Annotated in this window: 13 protein-coding genes; 12 read left to right on the top strand and 1 reads right to left on the bottom strand. The window is 71.6% G+C overall.

Annotated elements, in window-relative coordinates; genetic code table 11:
- Window positions 1-103 precede the first annotated feature (103 nt).
- From J8M51_RS05545 to J8M51_RS05535, 3 genes are all read left to right on the top strand, one after another.
- Window positions 104-2,410, top strand: coding sequence for a HelD family protein (locus tag J8M51_RS05545; protein ID WP_086751249.1), 2,307 nt, complete (start codon window positions 104-106; stop codon window positions 2,408-2,410).
- 345 nt (window positions 2,411-2,755) lie between these two features.
- Window positions 2,756-4,168, top strand: a complete 1,413-nt coding sequence (locus J8M51_RS05540) for an NAD-dependent malic enzyme (protein WP_086751246.1) — start codon at window positions 2,756-2,758, stop codon at window positions 4,166-4,168.
- Window positions 4,169-4,437: 269 nt separating this feature from the next.
- Window positions 4,438-4,719 (top strand): HU family DNA-binding protein, encoded by a 282-nt coding sequence (locus J8M51_RS05535; protein WP_005486790.1) that lies wholly within the window; start codon window positions 4,438-4,440, stop codon window positions 4,717-4,719.
- A 112-nt stretch (window positions 4,720-4,831) separates the two neighbouring features.
- Here the strand turns inward: J8M51_RS05535 and murA are convergent, their stop codons facing one another.
- On the bottom strand, window positions 4,832-6,178 hold the full coding sequence (gene murA, locus J8M51_RS05530; protein ID WP_086751244.1) for a UDP-N-acetylglucosamine 1-carboxyvinyltransferase: 1,347 nt from the start codon (window positions 6,176-6,178) through the stop codon (window positions 4,832-4,834).
- Between the two features lie 311 nt (window positions 6,179-6,489).
- On the opposite strand from murA, the gene J8M51_RS05525 reads away from it, so the two are divergent.
- The 9 genes from J8M51_RS05525 to J8M51_RS05485 all read left to right on the top strand — a co-directional run bounded on the left by J8M51_RS05525 (window position 6,490) and on the right by J8M51_RS05485 (window position 17,693).
- The gene (locus J8M51_RS05525) at window positions 6,490-7,062 is read left to right on the top strand and encodes a YqgE/AlgH family protein (protein ID WP_086751241.1); all 573 of its coding nucleotides are present in this window, start codon (window positions 6,490-6,492) and stop codon (window positions 7,060-7,062) included.
- 29 nt (window positions 7,063-7,091) lie between these two features.
- Window positions 7,092-7,373 carry a DUF3039 domain-containing protein gene (locus tag J8M51_RS05520; protein WP_086751254.1) on the top strand — a complete coding sequence of 94 codons (282 nt, stop codon included), beginning with the start codon at window positions 7,092-7,094 and terminating at the stop codon, window positions 7,371-7,373.
- Between the two features lie 233 nt (window positions 7,374-7,606).
- Complete coding sequence (locus tag J8M51_RS05515) at window positions 7,607-8,908, top strand: extracellular solute-binding protein (protein WP_267299005.1); 1,302 nt, start codon at window positions 7,607-7,609, stop codon at window positions 8,906-8,908.
- Window positions 8,886-9,866, top strand: coding sequence for a carbohydrate ABC transporter permease (locus J8M51_RS05510; protein ID WP_267299004.1), 981 nt, complete (start codon window positions 8,886-8,888; stop codon window positions 9,864-9,866). Before J8M51_RS05515 ends, J8M51_RS05510 begins: the two co-directional genes overlap by 23 nt.
- Complete coding sequence (locus tag J8M51_RS05505; RefSeq protein WP_086759680.1) at window positions 9,863-10,705, top strand: carbohydrate ABC transporter permease; 843 nt, start codon at window positions 9,863-9,865, stop codon at window positions 10,703-10,705. The genes J8M51_RS05510 and J8M51_RS05505 overlap by 4 nt, the downstream gene beginning before the upstream one ends.
- 4 nt (window positions 10,706-10,709) lie before the next feature.
- Window positions 10,710-12,356 carry a beta-N-acetylhexosaminidase gene (locus J8M51_RS05500; RefSeq protein ID WP_086759687.1) on the top strand — a complete coding sequence of 549 codons (1,647 nt, stop codon included), beginning with the start codon at window positions 10,710-10,712 and terminating at the stop codon, window positions 12,354-12,356.
- 278 nt (window positions 12,357-12,634) lie between these two features.
- Window positions 12,635-13,528, top strand: a complete 894-nt coding sequence (locus J8M51_RS05495; RefSeq protein WP_086759678.1) for an FAD binding domain-containing protein — start codon at window positions 12,635-12,637, stop codon at window positions 13,526-13,528.
- Window positions 13,525-15,381, top strand: a complete 1,857-nt coding sequence (locus J8M51_RS05490) for a 2Fe-2S iron-sulfur cluster-binding protein (protein ID WP_267299003.1) — start codon at window positions 13,525-13,527, stop codon at window positions 15,379-15,381. Before J8M51_RS05495 ends, J8M51_RS05490 begins: the two co-directional genes overlap by 4 nt.
- Window positions 15,378-17,693: a xanthine dehydrogenase family protein molybdopterin-binding subunit gene (locus tag J8M51_RS05485; RefSeq protein WP_086763779.1), complete on the top strand. Its 2,316-nt coding sequence runs from the start codon at window positions 15,378-15,380 to the stop codon at window positions 17,691-17,693. Before J8M51_RS05490 ends, J8M51_RS05485 begins: the two co-directional genes overlap by 4 nt.
- Window positions 17,694-17,723: the final 30 nt, after the last annotated feature.

The raw sequence follows: 17,723 nt of genomic DNA, 5'->3' as shown, positions 1-17,723 counted from the left end.
TCCTCGCGGCACGCAGCGGACGGACCCCGGTCGGGCACATAGCCTGACGGGGTCCTTTTCGCGTACGGTGGACGGCTGCCCAGCACGTCAGAAGGGGGCCCGGGTGGCCGCTCAGGTTCAGCAGGAAACGCTCGACTCCGCTCACGACTCGGTACGTGAGAAGGAGATCGGCGTCGAACAGGAACATCTGGACCGGGTGTACCGGCGCCTCGAGGAGAAGATCCACGAGGCCGAGTTCCTGATGAACGACGCGGCCAAGCGCGGGCAGGTCGGCACCCCCGGCGCGCTCGCCGAGCGGGACGCCCAGGTCTTCCGGGCGGGCATCCATCTCAACCGGCTGAACAACGAGTTCGAGGACTTCCTCTTCGGCCGGATCGACCTGCTGCTCGGCAAGGACGGCAAGAAGGGCCCGGACGGCGCGTACACCGCCGTCGAGCCCGCCGAGGGCGCGGTGCGCCCCGACAACACCGCCGACATCGCCGAGACCCTGCACATCGGCCGGATCGGCGTGCTGGACTCGGAGTACGCCCCGCTGGTCATCGACTGGCGGGCCCCGGCCGCCGCCCCCTTCTACCGCTCCACCCCGGTCGAGCCCGGCCGGGTCGTCCGCCGCAGAGTCATCCGCTCCAAGGGCCGCAAGGTGCTCGGTGTCGAGGACGACCTGATGCGCCCCGAGCTGACGGCCTCCCTGGACGGCGGTGAACTCGCCGTCATCGGCGACGGCGCCCTGATGGCCGCCCTCGGCCAGGCCCGCAGCCACACCATGCGCGACATCGTCGCCTCCATCCAGGCCGAGCAGGACCTGGTGATCCGCGCCCCCGCCGCCTCCGTGACGTACGTCGAGGGCGGCCCCGGCACCGGCAAGACCGCCGTCGCCCTGCACCGGGCCGCGTACCTCCTCTACCAGGACCGCCGCCGGTACGCGGGCGGCATCCTGATCGTCTCGCCCACCCCGCTGCTCGTCGCCTACACCGAGGGCGTCCTGCCCTCCCTCGGCGAGGAGGGCCAGGTCGCCATCCGCGCAATCGGCTCGCTCGCCGAGGACACCGGCGGCGCCGAGGCCACGCTGTACGACTCCCCGGCCGTGGCCCGCGCCAAGGGCTCGTACCGCATGCTCAAGGTGCTGCGGAAGGCCGCCCGGGGCGCCCTGGAGTCGAGCGAGGCACCCACCCGCCTCCGCGTCGTCGCCTTCGGCCGCCGCGTCGAACTGGAGGCCGCCGACCTGGACCGCGTCCGTCACAACGCGCTCGGCGGCACGGCCCCCGTCAACCTCCTGCGCCCCCGCGCCCGCAAGCTACTCTTGGACGCCCTGTGGTCCCGGTCCGGCGCGGCCGGCCGCCACACCGACCCCGAGCTGGCCGCCGAGCTGCGGTCCTCCTTCGACGAGGACATCACCACCGAGGACGAGTTCATCGCCTTCCTGGACGCCTGGTGGCCCGAACTGACCCCGCGCGGGGTCCTGGCGGCCATGGCCGACGAACGCCGCCTCGGCCGCTGGGCCCGGCGCATCCTCAACCCGGGCGAGGTCCGCCGGGTCGCCCGCTCCCTGAAACGGGACGGCCTCTCGGTCCACGACGTCGCCATGCTGGACGAACTCCAGGCGATCCTCGGCTCCCCGTCGCGCCCCCGGAAGAAACGCGAGTACGACCCCCTGGACCAGCTCACGGGCCTGGAGGAACTGATGCCCGTACGCGAGGAGACCCAGCGGGAGCGGGCCGAGCGGTTGGCGCAGGAGCGCACCGAGTACGCGCACGTCATCGTCGACGAGGCACAGGACCTGACGCCGATGCAGTGGCGGATGGTGGGCCGGCGCGGCCGGCACGCCACCTGGACGGTCGTCGGCGACCCCGCGCAGTCCTCCTGGTCCGACCCGGACGAGGCCGCCGAGGCCCGTGACGAGGCTCTGGGCAGCCGTCCGCGCCGCCGCTTCACCCTCACCGTCAACTACCGCAACCCCGCGGAGATCGCCGAACTGGCGGCGAAGGTGCTGGCGCTGGCCATGCCCGGCTCCGAGTCGCCCTCGGCGGTCCGCTCCACCGGTGTCGAGCCGCGCTTCGTCACGGCCGCCCGCGACACCCTCGCCCGCACGGCCCGCGCGGAGGCCGCCCGCCTCCTGGACCTCGTCGACGGCACGGTCGGCGTCGTCGTCGCCATGAACCGCCGTGAGGAGGCCCGCCGCTGGCTGGCCGGCCTCGGCGACCGGGTGGTCGCCCTCGGCAGCCTGGAGGCGAAGGGCCTGGAGTACGACGCCACGGTGGTCGTCTCCCCGGCGGAGATCGCGGACGAGTCCCCGGCGGGGCTGCGGGTCCTCTACGTGGCCCTGACCCGGGCGACGCAGCAGCTGACGGTGGTCTCGGCGGACCGGGACGACCCGGACGCGAACGGAGTACCCGACCTGTTGCGCGACTGAGCGGGCAATCACACACCACGCGCACCCGCCGACGCACCATCAACTCCCCGAACTCCACAGCGCCTGTTAGCCTTGTGGGTGGCACCGGCTCGATCCAAGCCCCCGGGCCCAACCTTCGTCGCTACGAGCGACCACTTGCCGCGAGGCGAGCATGGCGGGTCGGTGCCACTGAACGAGAAGGACGAAAGAGGTCCACGTCACCTGTGACGTGGACCTCTTGTCGTTGAGAACAAAACGTTCATAACCCACGGCGGCTAACGCCTACCCGGCGGTAGGTGCGACGATCGGACGGCAAAACGCAGCAAACGCAGTAGCAGAAGTACGCGAAAGCAGAGGAAGTCGGCCATGGCAACGGCGCCCAGCGTCTCCTACTCGATGACGGTCCGGCTGGAGGTGCCCGCGAGCGGAACCGCGGTCTCCCAGCTCACCGGAGCCGTCGAGTCCCACGGAGGCTCGGTGACCGGCCTCGACGTGACCGCATCCGGCCACGAGAAGCTCCGTATCGACGTCACCATCGCCGCGACCTCCACGGCGCACGCCGACGAGATCGTCGAGCAGCTGCGTCTCATCGAGGGCGTGACGCTCGGCAAGGTCTCCGACCGTACGTTCCTGATGCACCTCGGCGGCAAGATCGAGATGGCGTCGAAGCACCCCATCCGCAACCGTGACGACCTCTCCATGGTCTACACGCCGGGTGTGGCCCGTGTCTGCATGGCGATCGCCGAGAACCCCGAGGACGCCCGCCGCCTCACCATCAAGCGCAACACCGTTGCGGTCGTGACGGACGGCTCCGCCGTCCTCGGTCTCGGCAACATCGGCCCGATGGCCGCCATGCCGGTCATGGAGGGCAAGGCGGCCCTCTTCAAACGCTTCGCCGACATCGACGCCTGGCCGCTCTGCCTGGACACCCAGGACACCGACGCGATCGTCGAGATCGTCAAGGCCATCGCCCCCGGCTTCGCGGGCATCAACCTGGAGGACATCTCCGCGCCCCGCTGCTTCGAGATCGAGGCCCGGCTGCGCGAGGCCCTCGACATCCCCGTCTTCCACGACGACCAGCACGGCACCGCGATCGTCGTCCTCGCCGCCCTCACGAACGCGCTGCGCGTGGCGGGCAAGGCGATCGGGGACATCCGCGTGGTCATGTCGGGCGCCGGCGCCGCCGGTACGGCCATCCTCAAGCTGCTGATCGCCGCCGGGGTGAAGAACGCCGTCGTCGCCGACATCCACGGTGTCGTGCACTGCGACCGCGCCGACCTGGTCGACGCCGCCGCCGACTCGCCGCTGCGCTGGATCGCCGACAACACCAACCCCGAGGGCCTCACCGGCACCCTCAAGGAGGCCGTGCGCGGCGCCGACGTCTTCATCGGCGTCTCCGCCCCGAACGTCCTCGACGGCGACGACGTGGCCGCCATGGCGGACAACGCGATTGTGTTCGCGCTCGCGAACCCCGACCCCGAGGTCGACCCCGCCGTGGCCCGCCAGACGGCCGCCGTCGTGGCCACCGGCCGCTCCGACTTCCCGAACCAGATCAACAACGTGCTGGTCTTCCCGGGTGTCTTCCGCGGACTCCTCGACGCCCAGTCCCGGACCGTCAACACGGAGATGATGCTCGCCGCCGCGACCGCGCTCGCGAACGTCGTCTCCGAGGACGAGCTGAACCCGAACTACATCATCCCGAGCGTCTTCAACGACAAGGTCGCGGGCGCGGTCGCCGGGGCGGTGCGCGAGGCCGCGAAGGCGGCGTCCTCGGCCTGAGCCCCGCTGTGACGGTGGCCACGGCCCCGCGCCGTCGGCGCGTCGCGGGGCCGGAGGGCTTGTGCGGCCCTTTAGTGTGGCGGCCAAGCTCAGGCCTGCCACGACTCCCCACGGGCGTTCGTGTGACTCCCAAGGGTGTTCGTGTGACTCCCAGGGGTGCTGGATTGGCTTTCCCGCCGCAGGTGAGTGCAGGATGCGTTTCTGGGCGCGAGGGTCTGACGACGGACCCGGGTCCGCCTCAACGGCAAGAAGAACACGGGAGTAACAACATGAACCGCAGTGAGCTGGTGGCCGCGCTGGCCGACCGCGCCGAGGTGACCCGCAAGGACGCCGACGCCGTGCTGGCCGCGTTCGCCGAGGTCGTCGGCGACATCGTCGCCAAGGGCGACGAGAAGGTCACCATCCCCGGCTTCCTGACCTTCGAGCGCACCCACCGTGCCGCTCGCACCGCTCGCAACCCGCAGACCGGCGACCCGATCCAGATCCCCGCCGGCTACAGCGTGAAGGTCTCCGCGGGCAGCAAGCTCAAGGAAGCGGCCAAGGGCAAGTAGCCTTGCCGTCCGTCCTTCCGGGGATGGTGTGGCGCGTGCAGAACGCCTGATGGGGGCGGCACCTGGTCTTCCAGGTGCCGCCCCCATCGTCGTGCCGGGGTGGGCCGTACCGCTAGCCGAGTGCCTTGCCCGGCAGCTCGACCTTCGCGCCCAACTCCATGAGCTTCTCCATGAAGTTCTCGTAGCCGCGGTTGATCAGCTCGATGCCGTGGACCCGGGAGGTGCCCTGGGCGGCGAGAGCGGCGATCAGATACGAGAAGCCGCCGCGGAGGTCGGGGATGACCAGGTCGGCGCCCTGCAGCCGGGTGGGGCCGGAGACGACCGCCGAGTGCAGGAAGTTGCGCTGGCCGAAGCGGCAGTCCGAGCCGCCGAGGCACTCGCGGTAGAGCTGGATGTGCGCGCCCATCTGGTTCAGCGCGGAGGTGAAGCCGAGGCGGGACTCGTAGACCGTCTCGTGCACGATCGACAGGCCGGTGGCCTGCGTCAGGGCCACGACCAGGGGCTGCTGCCAGTCGGTCTGGAAACCGGGGTGGACGTCCGTCTCCAGCGCGATCGACTTCAGCTGGCCGCCCGGGTGCCAGAAGCGGATGCCCTCGTCGTCGATCTCGAAGGCACCGCCCACCTTCCGGTAGGTGTTCAGGAACGTCATCATCGAGCGCTGCTGGGCGCCCCGGATGTAGATGTCGCCCTCGGTCGCCAGCGCGGCGGACGCCCAGGAGGCGGCCTCCAGGCGGTCCGGGAGCGCCTTGTGGTTGTAGCCGCCGAGCGAGTCCACACCGGTGATGCGGATCGTCCGGTCGGTGTCCATCGCGATGATGGCGCCCATCTTCTGCAGGACGCAGATCAGGTCCTCGATCTCGGGCTCGATGGCCGCGTTCGCGAGTTCCGTCACGCCCTCCGCGAGGACGGCCGTGAGCAGCACCTGCTCGGTGGCGCCCACCGACGGGTACGGCAGCTGGATCTTCGTGCCCCGCAGCCGCCGCGGCGCCTCCAGGTACTGGCCGTCGTCCCGCTTCTCGATCTTCGCGCCGAACTGCCGCAGCACCTCGAAGTGGAAGTCGATGGGCCGGCCGCCGATGTCGCAGCCGCCGAGACCGGGGATGAAGGCGTGGCCGAGGCGGTGCAGGAGCGGGCCGCAGAACAGGATCGGGATGCGCGACGAGCCCGCGTGGGCGTCGATGTCGGCGACGTTCGCGCTCTCCACGTTCGTCGGGTCCATCACCAGCTCGCCCGGCTCGTCACCCGGGCGGACCGTTACGCCATGCAGCTGGAGCAGCCCGCGCACCACCCGCACATCGCGGATGTCCGGCACATTGCGCAGCCGGCTCGGACCGCTGCCGAGCAGCGCGGCGACCATGGCCTTGGGTACGAGGTTCTTCGCACCGCGGACACGGATCTCGCCACTGAGCGGGGTGCCGCCGTGTACAAGCAGTACGTCGTCAGAGCCGTTGACGGTCATGGATCTCGCGTTCCGTGGAGTTGGGCAGAGGCGTGTACGGCGTGGGCGGACGGCCGACGGACCCGTTGTACGGGGGTCGGCGCGGCGCGAGCCGGAGAGCTAGCGTAATCGCCGCCCACCCCCCTTCCGTAAGCCCAAGGGCTTCTCAGCCACGTCATGGGTTTGCCACAACACGAACCGTTCACCACCGGCCACACGGGGTCACCGTCACCGCCGTGCGCCCCCGTGGCTCCCCTGCGCCGTGAGCTGCGCGCACACCGCTCGGGGGATTGGCTCCCCGCGCGGGGGCGGGATGCGGGATCATGTCTGGCATGACCGAGGTGTCCTCGCTCACAGGGCGGCTGCTCGTGGCCACGCCCGCCCTGGCGGACCCGAACTTCGACCGCGCTGTCGTGCTGCTCCTCGACCACGACGAGAAGGGCTCGCTCGGCGTGGTCCTCAACCGGCCCACCCCGGTGGGTGTCGGCGACATCCTGGAGGGCTGGGCGGAGCTCGCCGGCGAACCAGGGGTGGTCTTCCAGGGCGGACCGGTGCAGCTGGACTCGGCGCTGGGGGTCGCGGTGATCCCCGGCCAAGGCTCCGCGGACCGGGCACCACTCGGCTGGCGGCGCGTGCACGGCGCGATCGGCCTCGTCGACCTGGAGGCCCCACCGGAACTGCTGGCCTCCGCGCTGGGCTCCCTGCGGATCTTCGCCGGGTACGCGGGCTGGGGCCCCGGCCAGCTGGAGGACGAACTGTCGGAGGGCGCCTGGTACGTCGTCGAGTCCGAGCCCGGCGACGTCTCCTCCCCCTGCCCCGAGAGACTCTGGCGCGAGGTCCTGCGACGCCAGCGCAGCGAACTGGCGATGGTGGCCACGTACCCGGACGACCCTTCGCTCAACTGATGCCTGTGAGCTTCAGTACCCTTGGCGTCATGAGCACTCTTGAGCCCGAGCGCGGTACTGGTACGGGGACCCTCGTCGAGCCGACGCCCCAGACGTCGCACGGCGATGGCGACCACGAGCGCTTCGCCCACTACGTCCAGAAGGACAAGATCATGGCGAGCGCCCTCGACGGCACGCCCGTCGTGGCGTTGTGCGGCAAGGTGTGGGTCCCGGGCCGTGACCCGAAGAAGTACCCCGTGTGCCCCATGTGCAAGGAGATCTTCGAGTCCCTCGGCGCGGGCGGCGACGACAAGGGCGACGGCAAGAAGTAGCAAGAAGCAATACGAAGCGATCAGCTCGGGAGGGCCGGTGACCGGTGTTCCCGGGCTTTGTCGCGGCCTTTGCCCTGACCTCCGTTGCACAGGGCGCTTCCCCGGATCACAAGGTGGTTGAGACCTCTTGTGGTCATGTCCATGTACTCCCTAGCCTCCGGTGTGTTGTACAGAGCAGAACGCCCGTTGCAGAGAATGCAACACTCCGCTCCCCCCTCCGGAGGAACAACTTCATGAAGCTCGCCGCCAGACTGCTCGCGCCCGTAGCGGCCCTCACCCTCGCGGGACTGACCGCCTGCGCCCCGCAGACCTCGGACAACTCCGCCTCCGGGGAGGACGAGAAGACCGGCACCCTCCGGGTCTGGCTCTTCCAGGAAGTGAGCAACGAGCCGAAGCAGAAGGTCGTCGACACGGTCGTCTCCGCCTTCGAGAAGGCCCACGACGGCGCGAAGGTCAAGATCGAGTACATCCCCGTCGAGACCCGCGCCCAGCGCATCAAGGCCGCCTTCAACGACCCGAAGAGCGCCCCCGACCTCATCGAGTACGGCAACACCGACACGGCCGGCTACGTCAAGGACGGCGGACTCGCCGACGTCACCGCCGACTTCAACGCCTGGTCCGAGTCGAAGGACTCCGACCCCACCGCCAAGACCTCCGTGACGGTCGACGGCAAGATCTACGGGGCGCCCTTCTTCGTCGGCGTGCGCGCGCTGTACTACCGCACCGACGTCTTCGAGGAGCTCGGCCTCGAAGTCCCGAAGACCCTGGACGAGTTGACCGCCACCGCCAAGCAGATCCGGGCCGCCAAGCCCGACCTGTACGGCCTCGCCGTCGGCGGCGCCTACACCTACGGCGCCATGCCGTTCGTCTGGGCCAACGGCGGCGAGATAGCCGAGGGCAAGGGCGGCTCGTACGCCTCCACGATCGACGGCGCCGCCGCGCAGAAGGGCATCAAGGCCTACACCGCGCTCTTCGGCGACGACAACTGCCCCGCCGCCAAGTGCGCGAGCATGGGCGGCAACGACACGGTCACCGCGTTCGCGGCCGGCAAGGCGGGCATGGCGATCGGCGGCGACTTCAGCCACGCGGCCGTGGAGGCCGGCAAGGTCAAGGGCAAGTACGCGGTCGTACCCCTGCCGGGCGTGAAGTCCGGCTCGGTCGCCCCGGCGTTCGCGGGCGGCAACAACCTCGGCGTCCTGAAGAGCACCACGCACCGCACCCTCGCCGTCGACCTGATGAAGCGGCTTGCCTCCAAGGAGACCCAGGGCGAACTCTTCGACGCGATGGGCTTCCTGCCGACGTACACCGACGTACGCGCCGAGGCGGCCAAGGAGGAGCCGTTCATCGAGCCGTTCGTGAAGACGCTGTCCTCCGGCACCAAGTTCGTGCCCGTGTCGCCGGCCTGGGCGCAGATCGACGCCTCGCTGGTGCTGCCGACGATGTTCCAGGAGGTCGTCAGCGGCAAGAAGGACGTGGCCGGGGCGTCGAAGGACGCGGCGAAGCAGATGAACGATGCGTTCGGCTCCGCTGGTTGAGCGGGGGGTGCCCAAGGGGGTGGGGGGTACTGAGCGTCGGCGGCCTCGGGTCCGTCGTGGTTTCTCGCGCAGTTCCTCGCGCCCCTACGGGGGCGCCACCCCCTGGCTCTATCTCGCCCCCGCCCTTGTCGTCCTCGGTGGGCTGCTCGTCTATCCGATCTATCAGCTCGGGCTGATCTCGTTCTTCGAGTACACGCAGGCCCAGGTCAGCGGTGGCGAACCGGCCACCTTCCAGGGGTTCGGGAACTACGCCGAGCTGTTCGGGGACGGGCAGTTCTGGCGGGTGCTGCTCGCCACGGTCGTCTTCGCGGCGGGCTGTGTGGTGTCCACACTCGCCGTGGGGTGCGCGCTCGCCGTGCTGCTGACCCGGATACGGGCCCTGCCGCGCCTCGCGCTGATGCTGGCCGCGCTCGGGGCGTGGGCGACACCGGCGATCACCGGGTCCACGGTGTGGCTGCTGCTGTTCGACCCGGACTTCGGCCCGGTCAACCGCATCCTGGGGCTGGGCGACCACTCCTGGACGTACGGCGGGTACAGCGCCTTCTTCCTCGTCCTGCTCGAAGTGGTCTGGTGCTCCTTCCCGTTCGTGATGGTGACCGTCTACGCCGGTATCCGCTCCGTGCCCGCCGAGGTCCTGGAGGCCGCGGCGCTGGACGGCGCCTCGCAGTGGCGGATCTGGCGGTCGGTCCTCGCGCCGATGCTCCGCCCGATCCTCGTCGTCGTCACCATTCAGTCGATCATCTGGGACTTCAAGGTCTTCACCCAGATCTATGTGATGACGAGCGGCGGCGGTATCGCGGGCCAGAACCTCGTCCTGAACGTGTACGCCTACCAGAAGGCCTTCGCGTCCTCCCAGTACAGCCTCGGTTCCGCGATCGGCGTGGTGATGCTGGTGATTCTGCTGGCGGTCACCCTGGTGTATTTGCGACTGCTGCGCAGACAGGGGGAGGAGCTGTGAATTCGACGGGTTTCGTACGGCGGCCCTGGCGGTTCGCGGCGGAGGCATCGGCCCTGGTCATCGCGGTCGTGGTGGCGTTCCCGCTTTACTGGATGGCGCTCAGCGCCTTCAAACCGACGGGTGAGATCGAGTCGACCGAGCCCCGGCCCTGGACGCTCGCGCCGACCCTGGATTCCTTCCGCCGGGTCTTCGGGCAGCAGGAATTCGGCCGCTACTTCCTCAACAGCCTTGTCGTCGCCTGCACGGTGGTGGTCGTCTCCGCGCTGATCGCGTTTCTCGCGGCGACGGCGGTCACCCGATTCCGTTTCCGGTTCCGGACCACCCTGCTGATCATGTTCCTGGTCGCGCAGATGGTGCCGGTGGAGGCACTGACCATCCCGCTCTTCTTCCAGATGCGGGACTTCGGCCAACTCAACACCCTGGGCGCGCTGATCCTGCCGCACATCGCGTTCTCGCTGCCGTTCGCGATCTGGATGCTGCGGGGATTCGTGAAGGCCGTACCGGAGGCGCTGGAGGAGGCGGCCTACCTGGACGGGGCGAGCCGTTCCCGATTCCTCTGGCAGATCCTTTTCCCGCTGGTCTTCCCGGGACTGGTGGCCACCAGTGTCTTCTCCTTCATCTCGGCCTGGAACGACTTCCTGTTCGCCAAGTCGTTCATCATCAGCGACACCTCCCAGTCGACCCTGCCGATGGCCCTGCTGGTGTTCTACAAGCCGGAAGAGCCGGACTGGGGCGGTGTGATGGCGGCGTCCACGGTGATGACCGTTCCCGTGCTGATCTTCTTCGTACTCGTACAGCGACGGCTGGTCTCCGGACTGGGCGGCGCGGTGAAGGACTGACGTGATGAATGCGGACCTGATTCCGGCGCCCCGCGGCGTCGACCCGGGCACCGGCGAGGTGCGGCTGACGGCCCGTTCGCGGCTCTGCGCCGGCGAAGGGGCGGAGGGCGTCGGGCACTGGCTGCGCACCGCCCTGCGGGACGCCACCGGGCTGCCGCTGCGCGAGGGCCGGGAACTCGACGACACGGAAGGGGACGGCATCGGTCTGGTCCTCGACCCCGGACTCGGCCGCGAGGAGTACCGCCTCGTCAGCGGCCCGTCCGGTGTCCTCGTCGAGGGCGGCAGCGCGGCCGGTGTCTTCTGGGGCGCCCAGACGCTGCGGCAACTGCTCGGCCCCGACGCGTTCCGCCGGGCCCCGCTCCGGCGCGACCGGACCTGGGCCGTGCCGTACGTCACGGTCGAGGACTCGCCCCGCTTCGCCTGGCGCGGCCTCATGCTCGACGTGGCCCGGCACTTCCTGCCCAAGGACCAGGTGCTGCGCCATCTCGACCTGATGGCCGCGCACAAACTCAACGTCCTGCACTTCCACTTGACGGACGACCAGGGCTGGCGGATCGAGATCGAGAGATATCCCCGGCTGACCGAGGTCGGTTCCTGGCGGGCGCGCACCAAATTCGGCCACCGGGCGTCACCGCTGTGGGAGGAGAAACCGCACGGGGGGTTCTACACCCAGGACGACATCCGCGAGATCGTCGCCTACGCGGCCGAGCGGCATATCACCGTGGTCCCCGAGATCGACGTCCCCGGACACAGCCAGGCCGCCATCGCCGCGTATCCGGAACTCGGCAACTCCGATGTCGTCGACACGGCCTCCCTCACGGTCTGGGACACCTGGGGCATCAACAAGAACGTCCTCGCCCCCACCGACACCACCCTGCGCTTCTACGAGGGGGTGTTCGAGGAGGTCCTGGAACTGTTCCCGGCCGACGCCGCCGCCTTCTCGTCCTTCGTGCACATCGGCGGCGACGAGTGCCCCAAGGACCAGTGGCGGGAGTCGGCCACGGCGCGGGCGCGGATCCGGGACCTCGGGCTCGCGGACGAGGACGAGCTGCAGTCGTGGTTCGTGCGGCACTTCGACAACTGGCTGACCGCGCGCGGGCGTCGCCTGATCGGATGGGACGAGATCCTTCAGGGCGGCCTCGCGCCGGGGGCGGCCGTGTCGTCCTGGCGGGGCTACGCGGGCGGCATCACGGCGGCCCGCGCGGGCCACGACGTGGTCATGTGTCCCGAGCAGCAGGTGTATCTGGACCACCGTCAGGACGGCGGCCCCGACGAGCCGGTGCCCATCGGCTTCGTGCGCACCCTGGAGGACGTCTTCCGGTTCGAGCCGGTTCCACCGGAGTTGACGCCCGACGAGGCGCGGCACGTCCTGGGCACCCAGGCCAATGTGTGGACCGAGGTGATGGAGGACCCCGCGCGCGTGGACTACCAGACGTACCCGCGCCTGGCGGCCTTCGCCGAGGTGGCCTGGAGCAGACTGCCGGAACCCGCCGGACGGGACTTCGCCGGCTTCGCACGCCGGATGACGGCCCACTACGCGCGACTTGACGCCCTGGGGGTCGGTTATCGGCCGCCTTCCGGCCCGCGTCCGTGGCAACGGCGACCCGGTGTGCTCGGACGCCCGATCGAGGGGGCGCCCCCGAACGTGTGAGGCGGCGGCGAACCCGTAGGACCGAAAGCGCGTGCCCTGCGACGGTGGCCACCGAAGGAACAAGAGGGGCAAGGATCACCGGAAGTGGCAATGGGTGCCTATGGGGGATGCCGTGTCAAAACGGACCATCTCTCGGGTGAGGTGGGCGAATGCCTCCTAGCGGACCCCCGCGTTCGGGCCTCGTGAGAATGTGCCAGAGTTGCCACGTCCGCCCTGTCAGCACGTACCGTACGGCAACACAGGCGGACCAGGTGGGGCAGCGGGAAGGGGCACTCGGTTTGACCACGCACGCACCGCAGGCGGCGCAGGCCGTGACCCTGCCCGGCTCGCTGGACGAGGCCGTGGCGGCCCTCGCCGCCATGCCCTGGGCGGTTCCGGTGGCGGGCGGCACGGACCTCATGGCCGCGGTCAACTCCGGGCAGCTCAGGCCCGCCGCGCTGGTCGGCCTGGGCCGGATCAGCGAGATCCGCGGCTGGCAGTACCAGGACGGACACGCCCTCCTGGGGGCGGGACTGACGCACGCCCGGATGGGGCGCCCGGATTTCGCGGCGCTCATTCCGGCGCTCGCCGCCGCCGCGCGCGCCGCCGGACCCCCGCAGATCCGCAACGCCGGCACCCTCGGCGGCAACATCGCGACGGCCGCCCCCACCGGGGACGCGCTGCCCGTGCTGGCCGCCCTGGAGGCCACCCTGATCATCGCGGGCCCGGGCGGGGCCCGGCGCGAGATGCCCGTTTCGCACCTGCTGGCGGGCATGGAGATGTTGCGGCCCGGTGAACTCATCGGCTTCGTGCGCGTGCCCCTGCTGCACGCGCCCCAGGTCTTCCTGAAGGCCACCGGCCGCACCGGCCCCGGCCGCGCGGTCGCCTCCGTCGCCCTCGTCCTCGACCCCGCCCGGCGCGGGGTGCGGTGCGCCGTCGGAGCCATAGCGCCGATGCCGCTGCGCCCCCTGGACGCCGAGACCTGGGTCGGCCGGCTGATCGACTGGGACGGCGAGCGCACCCTCGTGCCCGAGGCGCTCCAGGCCTTCGGCGAGTACGTGGCCGCCGCCTGCATCCCGGACCCGGCCCCCGAGGTCGACGGCTCCGTACCACCGCTTCCGCCCGCCGTACTGCACCTGCGGCGCACCGTCGCCGCGCTGGCCCGACGAGCACTGGGGAGGGCACTGTCGTGACCGACGACCAGCACGGAGAGGGCACCCCGCAGCAGGGGGGCCAGGGCGGCTGGGAGCGGCTGCCGCAGGGCGACTACGACGACGGCGCGACCACGTTCGTCCAGCTCCCCGAGGGGGGCATCGACGCGCTGCTCGCCGCCGACAGCCCGCTGGCCGCGCCCGGCCACGGCTATGTGCCCCCGCAGATAGCGGCCAACCTGGCGCAGCCGGTCGGCCCGGTCGACCCGGCCAACCCGATGGACACGGCCCACACCGCCGGGACGGACCCGTCCGTCCCCGGTACCTGGGCGATGCCGGCCGGGGGTGCCCAGTGGCACGACCCGAACGCCGGGCAGCAGGGGCCCCCGACGCAGGACGGGTTCACGTACAACCCCGCCTCGACCGGACAGTGGACGTTCGAGGAGCCGGCCGCCCGGGAAGGCGCCGCTGCCGGTCACGATGTGACCGGCGAGTGGTCGATTCCGGTCGCCGGGGGTGATCTTCCGGACGAATCCGGTGAGTTCAGCACCTCGGCCCTCGTCGAGCAGTGGGGCGGCAACCCGCCCGCGACCCTGCCCGGCGGCGCCGCCGCGCCCTGGGCGACCGAGCAGATCGGCACGGCGTGGACCGCGCCGCCGCCGGTCCGCCCCGAGGAGCACCACCCCGACGAGCACCGCCCCCAGGACCACCGGGACGAGCCGCACACGGCGGACGGCGGTACGTCGGGGGAGCGCGCGTCGGACGGGGCCCCGGACGCCTCCGAGGAGCCCTCCACGGCTCCTGGGGACGCGTACGCCGCCCCGGCCCCCGAGACCGCCGGGGAGGCCCCGGAGGCCGCCCAGGAGCCCGCTGAGGCCGTCGGCGGGACCGGCGCGGTGACGGCGGATCCCGAGGAGCCGGAGCCGGCCGACGGCGCATCCGAGGCCTCCGGCCCCGAGGACGCCCCCGCCGACGAGCCCGCCCCGAGCCCGCCCCCGCACGACGACCACCCCCTCGCCTCGTACGTCCTGCGCGTCAACGGCACCGAGCGGCCCGTCAGCGACGCCTGGATCGGCGAGTCGCTGCTCTACGTGCTGCGCGAGCGGCTCGGCCTCGCGGGCGCCAAGGACGGCTGCTCGCAGGGCGAGTGCGGCGCCTGCAACGTCCAGGTCGACGGCCGGCTCGTGGCGTCCTGCCTGGTGCCCGCCGTCACCGCCGCCGGCAGCGAGGTGCGCACCGTCGAGGGCCTCGCCGCCGACGGACAGCCCTCGGACGTGCAGCGGGCCCTCGCCAAGTGCGGCGCCGTGCAGTGCGGTTTCTGCGTGCCCGGCATGGCGATGACCGTGCACGACCTGCTGGAGGGCAACCCCGCCCCCACCGACCTGGAGACCCGCCAGGCGCTCTGCGGCAACCTCTGCCGCTGCTCCGGCTACCGGGGCGTCCTCGCGGCCGTCCGTGACGTCGTCGCCGAGCGCGAGGCGCACAGCGCCGCCGAGAACGAGGCCGCCGCCGACGCCGAGGAGGCCCGCATCCCGCACCAGGCGGGCCCCGGCGCGGGCGGCGTCAACACGGCGGCGTACGACTCCCCGCACGCACCCCAGGCGGCCCCGCACGACCCCGACCGGTCCTACGGCGGCCAGGGGCTGTCGTTCACCGGCCCGGACGACTCGTACGGCGGCCAGGGCCAGTCGTTCGCCCAGCAGGGCGGGCAGGGTGACACCTACGGCGGCCAGGGACAGTCGTTCGGCAACCAGGGCGACACCTACGGCGGTCAGGGTCAGTCCTTCGCCGGTCAGAACGACACCTACGGCGGTCAGGGCCAGTCATTCGTCGGTCCGGACGACTCGTACGGCGGTCAGGGCCGGTCGTTCGGCCAGGACGGAGGCCAGGCGTGAGCAACGAAACCGTCATCGCGACGCCCACGGGCCCCGGCGAGGCCGCGCCCGCGCCGGAGCAACTCCCGCACGGCCTGGGCGCCAACCTGCCCTCCGCCGACTCCCGGGCCAAGTCCGAGGGCACCTTCCCGTACGCGGCCGACCTGTGGGCCGAGGGCCTGCTGTGGGCCGCCGTGCTCCGCTCGCCGCACCCGCACGCGCGCATCGTGTCCATCGACACGTCCCACGCGCGCGAGATGCCCGGCGTCCGGGCCGTCGTCACCCACGAGGACGTGCCGGGCGTCGCCCTGCACGGCCGGGGCAAGGCCGACCGGCCGCTGTTCGCCTCCGAGATCGTGCGCCACCACGGCGAGCCCATCGCCGCGGTCGCCGCCGACCACCCCGACACCGCGCGGATGGCCGCCGCCGCCGTCATCGTCGAGTACGAGGTGCTCGACCCGGTGATCGACCCGGAGCAGGCCTTCGAGGCCGAGCCGCTGCACCCCGACGGCAACCTCATCCGCCACATCCCGCTGCGCCACGGCGACCCGAACGCGGCCGGCGAGATCGTCGTCGAGGGCCAGTACCGCATCGGCCGCGCCGACCCGGCCCCCATCGGCGCCGAGGCCGGCCTCGCCGTGCCCCGCCCCGACGGCGGCGTCGAGCTGTACGTGGCCTCCACCGACCCGCACACCGACCGCGACGCCGCCGCCGCCTGCTACGGCCTGGCCCCCGACCGCGTCAAGATCGTCGTCACCGGTGTCCCCGGCGCCACCGCCGACCGCGAGGACCAGGGCTTCCAGCTCCCGCTCGGCCTGCTCGCCCTCAAGACCGGCTGCCCGGTCAAGCTGACGGCCACCCGCGAGGAGTCCTTCCTCGGCCACGCCCACCGCCACCCCACCCTGCTGCGCTACCGCCACCACGCGGACGCCGAGGGCCGGATCGTCAAGGTCGAGGCACAGATCCTGCTCGACGCGGGCGCGTACGCCGACACCTCCTCGGAGGCACTGGCCGCCGCCGTCTCCTTCGCCTGCGGCCCGTACGTCGTCCCCAACGCCTTCATCGAGGGCTGGGCGGTGCGCACCAACAACCCGCCGTCGGGCCATGTGCGCGGCGAGGGCGCGATGCAGGTCTGCGCCGCGTACGAGGCGCAGATGGACAAGCTGGCGAAGAAGCTGGGCATCGACCCGGCCGAGCTGCGCATGCGCAACGTGATGTCCACGGGCGACGTCCTGCCGACGGGTCAGTCCGTGACCTGCCCGGCCCCCGTCGCCGAACTCCTCCAGGCCGTCCAGGAGTTCCCGCTGCCCGCCCTGCCCAAGGACACCCCCGAGGACGAGTGGCTGCTCCCGGGCGGCCCCGAGGGCGCGGGTGAACCCGGCGCCGTCCGGCGGGGCGTCGGCTACGGCCTCGGCATGGTCCACATGCTCGGCGCCGAGGGCGCGGACGAGGTCTCCACGGCCACCGTGAAGGTCGCCGACGGCATCGCGACCGTCCTGTGCGCGGCCGTCGACACCGGCCAGGGGTTCTCCACCCTCGCCCGGCAGATCGTCCAGGAGACCCTCGGCATCGACGAGGTCCACATCGCCCAGGTCGACACCGACCAGCCGCCGGCGGGCCCGAGCTGCCGGGGCCGCCACACCTGGGTCTCGGGCGGAGCGGTGGAGCGCGCGGCGAAGATGGTCCGCACCCAGCTCCTCCAGCCCCTCGCCCACAAGTTCGGCATGTCCACGGAGCTGCTGCAGATCACCGACGGCAAGATCACCTCGTACGACGGTGTCCTGTCGACCACGGTCGCGGAGGCGATGGACGGCAAGGAGCTGTGGGCCACCGCCCAGTGCCGCCCGCACCCGACCGAACCGCTGGACGAGGCCGGCCAGGGCGACGCCTTCGTGGGCCTGGCGTTCTGCGCGATCCGCGCGGTCGTGGACGTCGACATCGAACTCGGCTCCGTACGGGTCGTGGAGCTGGCCGTCGCCCAGGACGTCGGCCGGATCCTCAACCCCGCCCAGCTCAACTCCCGCATCGAGGCGGGCGTCACCCAGGGCGTGGGCGTGGCCCTCACGGAGAACCTGCGCACCCCCCGGGGCCTGATCCGCCACCCCGACCTCACGGGCTACGCCCTGCCCACCGCGCTCGACATCCCCGACATCCAGATCGTCAAACTGGTGGAGGAACGGGACGTCGTGGCCCCCTTCGGCGCGAAGGCGGCCAGCGCGGTACCGGTGGTCACCTCCCCGGCGGCCATCGCCGCCGCGGTACGGGCGGCCACCGGCCGTCCGGTGAACCGTCTGCCGATCCGCCCGCAGGCGGCGGTGGTGACGGGCGCGTAGGGGGCGCGAGGGGGTGGTGAGCCGCCCCCG

Source organism: Streptomyces griseiscabiei (assembly GCF_020010925.1).
Lineage (GTDB): Bacteria > Actinomycetota > Actinomycetes > Streptomycetales > Streptomycetaceae > Streptomyces > Streptomyces griseiscabiei.
This window is presented reverse-complemented; position numbering and strand designations above follow the sequence as displayed.